A 3624-nucleotide genomic window follows, 5' to 3' on the forward strand; every position below is an offset into this window, starting at 1 on the left:
GCCGCCATCTTCGGCCTGCCGGCCGAGCAGCCGCTCGCGTGGAGCGAACTGCGCGCCCGCATCGACCCGGGCGACCGCGAAAGCGTGCGCCGTGCCGTGCTGCAAGCCTTCGCCGGCCACAGCGACCTCGAACTGGAATGCCGCCTGCCGGGCCCGAGCGGCGAACCGCGCTGGGTGGCGCTCGTGGGCCGCGCCGATTACGCCGACCAGGCGCGGCGCGAAGGCGTGCTCGGCATGACCGGCGTCGTGCAGGACGTCACGGCCCGGCGCAGCGCCGCCGACGCCCTGCGCCAGAGCGAGGAAGTATTGCGCGCGCTGGCCAACACGATCCCGCAGCTGGCCTGGATGGCGCAGGCCGACGGCGCCATCGTCTGGTTCAACGAACGCTGGTTCGAATACACGGGCACGACGCCGGACCAGGTCGTGGGCTGGGGCTGGCAGACGGCCGTCGAGCCGACGGTGCTGCCGGCCGTGCTGGAGCGCTGGAGCGCCAGCATCAAGAGCGGCGACCCGTTCGAAATGGAATACCCGATCCGTGGCGCGGACGGCCAGTACCGCTGGTTCCTCACGCGGGTGAATCCCGTCCGCGACCGCCACGGCAAGGTCTTGCGCTGGTTCGGCACGGACACGGACGTCGACGAGGTCAAGCGGGCCGAGCAGGCGCTGCGGGACGAATCGCACGTGCTCGAACTGCTCAACAGCACCGGCAGCGCGCTCGCTTCCACGCGCGACCTGCGCTCGCTGCTGCAGGTCGCCACGGACGCCGCCACGGGCATCGCCGGCGCGCGCCAGGGTGCGTTCCTGTACCACGGACGCAACGACGGCATCGAGCCCGATGCGAACAACCTGTTCACCCTGTACACCGTGTCCGGCGGCAGTCCGGTCGGATTCGAGGCGTTCGGCGCGTCTGGCCCCACCGGCCTGTTCGGCCCGGGCCTGCTGGACCATCCGGCGGGCGTGATCCGCTCCGCCGACGTCACGCTCGACGCACGCCTGCGTGACGCACCGCCGTTCGCTCTGCCGGCGGGTCACCCGGCCGTGCGCAGCTATCTCGCCGTGCCCGTCGTCGGCCATTCCGGCGAGTTGCTCGGCACCATGTTCTTCGGCCATCCGGAACCGGACGTGTTCAGCGAACGCACGGAACGCATCGTGCGCGGTATCGCGGCCCAGGCCGCCGTCGCCATCGACAACGTGCGCCTGTACGAAGCCGCCCAGCGCGCCGCCGAGGAGCGCAAGGTGCTGCTCGAAAGCGAGCGCCAGGCGCGCGCCGAGGCCGAACGCACGAGCCAGATGAAGGACGAATTCCTGGCCACGCTGTCGCACGAACTGCGCACGCCGCTGTCGGCGATCCTCGGCTGGGCCCAGGTGCTGCGGCGCGGCAGCCGCGACCAGAACGACCTGCAGAAAGGCTTGCAGACGATCGAGCGCAACGCCCGCGCCCAGGCCCAACTGATCGAAGACCTGCTCGACATGAGCCGTATCACGTCCGGCAAGGTCCTGCTCGACATGCAGGCCGTGGCGCCCGCGAGCTTCATCGACGCGGCCATCGAGACGGTGCGCCCCGCGGCCGATGCGAAGAACATCCGTATCGACAAGCAGTACGCGGCCGATCCGGGCCTCGTCGCGGGCGATCCGGCGCGCCTGCAGCAGGTCGTGTGGAACCTGCTGTCGAACGCGATCAAGTTCACGCCGCGCGATGGCCAGGTCAGCATCGAACTCGCGCGCAACGATGCGAGCGTCGCCATCACCGTGCGCGACAACGGCGCAGGCATCCGGCCGGAATTCATCACCCACGTATTCGAACGCTTCCGCCAGGCGGACGCATCGATGACGCGCCGCCACGGCGGCCTCGGCCTCGGCCTCGCGATCGTGAAACACCTGATCGAGCAGCACGGCGGCACCGTCCGCGCCGAGAGCGCCGGCGAGGGCAAGGGCGCCAGCTTCACCATCGAATTACCGCTCGCCAAGCAGCAGCCGCCGGCGACGCGCAGCGCACGCGCCGCGATGATCCTGCCGACGCCCGCCACGCCGGAGATGACGGTGCTCGACCTGTCCGGCGTCAACGTGCTGGTGGTCGACGACGACCGCGATGCGCGCGAACTGATCAAGCGCATCCTGAGCGATTGCGGCGCGTCCGTCCGCATCGCCGCCAGCGCGCGCGATGCGTTCGCCCTGTTCAAGGAACGCGTGCCGAACCTCCTGATCAGCGACCTGGGCATGCCCGAAGTGGACGGTTTCGAACTGCTCGACTGGGTCCGCCACCTGGGGCGCGAGGAAGGCAGCCAGGTCCCGGCCATCGCCCTGACGGCATTCGCCCGCTCGGAAGACCGGCTGAGCGCGCTGGAGGCCGGATTTTCGGCGCATATCTCCAAACCGGTCGAACCGAGTGAACTAATTGCAACAGTTGCTTCCGTTGTCGGCCCCTCCTCTCCGCTCGTGAATCGTGCTGCCGCATCCACGGCGGGCAGAAATGGCGTACGCTAATAGGGACTCGAGTAATTCGAAAGATGTTCCTACCCAAGGACGCGGCGCTGTCCTACAAGAAATTCTCGGCGTTTTGCTAGACTATGAAATGTTGTTCTAGAGCTGGTATGAGTAGTTAAGGAACAAATAATACCGGCCTTGATTTGACGAGAGTACGCATGCCCAGCCGACAAGACATCCTGAACGCGAAGATCCTGGTCGTAGATGATTCCCCGGACAATATCGAATTGATGGAAGAGATATTGCGCGAGGAAGGCTACACCGACGTCAGTTCGACGATGCTGCCGGAACAGGTGTGCCCGCTGCATCGCGAACACAACTACGACCTGATCCTGCTCGACCTGCAAATGCCGGGCCTGAACGGTTTCCAGGTCATGAAAGGCCTGAAGGAAATCGAACAGGGCGGCTACCTGCCCGTGCTCGCCCTGACGGCACAGCCCAGCTTCAAGATCGCCGCGCTGGAAGCGGGCGCGCGCGATTTCATCAGCAAGCCGTTCGACCTGCTCGAAGTGCACAAGCGCATCCATAACATGCTGGAAGTGCGCCTGCTGTACAAGGAACTGGCCCAGTACAGCCGCGCCCAGCAGGAACTGGCGCTGCACGACGCCCTCACCGGCCTGCCGAACCGCCGCCTGCTGGAAGACCGCATCGAAACGGCCCTGCAGCACGCCAACCGCAACCACCACAAGGCCGCGGTGATGTACCTCGACCTGGACGGCTTCAAGGCGATCAACGATACATACGGCCACGCCTACGGCGACGAGATCCTCAAGATGGTGTCGCAGCGCCTGCTGTCGAATTCGCGCAAGGAAGACACGGTGGCGCGCCTGGGCGGCGACGAATTCATCGTCCTGCTGGCCGACGTGCACAGCCTGGCCGATGCGCAGGGACCGGCCGCCAAGCTCGTCGAGGCGCTGTCCGAACCGTTCTTCATCAACGACCTGACCCTGCAGTTGTCGACGAGTATCGGCATCAGCCTGTATCCGGACGACGCGGAAAACGTCGTCGACCTGATCAGCATCGCCGACTACGCGCTGTACGAAGCGAAACGCGCCGGCAAGAACCGCTATTGCGCCAACGGCAGCGCCGCGCGCCAGGCCGCGCTGGCCGTCAAGCCGACCATGCCGCCGCCCGCCACGC

At 66.9% G+C, this 3624-nt stretch carries 2 protein-coding genes; both read left to right on the forward strand.

Annotated features, from left to right (window positions below; translation table 11 throughout):
• The coding region (locus ACEN88_RS26715; protein ID WP_413344534.1) for an ATP-binding protein at window positions 1-2484 on the forward strand (2484 nt) is incomplete at its 5' end.
• 158 nt (window positions 2485-2642) lie between these two features.
• The coding region (locus ACEN88_RS26720; protein WP_413344536.1) for a diguanylate cyclase domain-containing protein at window positions 2643-3624 on the forward strand (982 nt) is incomplete at its 3' end.

This window comes from Massilia sp. CT11-108 (assembly GCF_047302915.1).
In the GTDB taxonomy this organism is placed as follows: domain Bacteria; phylum Pseudomonadota; class Gammaproteobacteria; order Burkholderiales; family Burkholderiaceae_D; genus Telluria; species Telluria orientalis.